The sequence below is a fragment of the Psychrobacter sp. 1Y4 genome, assembly GCF_051847555.1.
Genome location: NZ_JBPYDE010000782.1, coordinates 1 through 617, shown reverse-complemented (window position 1 = coordinate 617; position 617 = coordinate 1). Strand labels below are relative to the sequence as shown.

General features: G+C 50.4%; 1 pseudogene. It reads left to right on the top strand.

The annotated features are described in order from the left end of the window. Positions 1 to 617 (top strand): annotated as a pseudogene (locus tag ACS8FC_RS18860) (hypothetical protein); the annotation flags it as partial.

The window sequence follows — 617 nt, the reverse complement described above, 5'->3', positions numbered from 1 at the left end:
AGCAACATCAGCGTCGCGCAAACGGGCGCGGATGATGACGGTAAGATTGGCATCAACCTAAACCCAGACTTAGACGTTGACAGCGTTAAGACAGGCAACAGCTTACTTGATGACAATGGCTTATTCGTCACTAACGGTGATCCTATCAACCCAGAAACCACCAATGTTGGTGCTGGCAGTATCACCTTAACGGGCGGTTCTAATAGTGATGTGGTCTTAAGCAACAACGGCCTTGATAATGGTGGCAACAAGATTGTCAACGTAGCCGCTGGCACTATTGGCACAGGCTCAACTGACGCGGTTAATGGTGGTCAGATCCAAGCAGCTGGCGACAGCTTAGCGAATAATGTCTTAGGCGGAGATGCCAAATATGAAAACAACAGCTTCACCATGAGTGATGTTGGCGGCACCGGTGAGAACAATATCAACGACGCCATTGCCTCAGCCAACACCGCTGCAAATGCCGGTTGGAATGTGAGTGGTTCTGGCGTCGATGAAGTAAACATCGGCCCGAATGGCAAAGTCGACTTTATTGGCGACAGCAACATCAGCGTCGCGCAAACGGGCGCGGATGATGACGGTAAGATTGGCATCAACCTAAACCCAGACTTAGACGT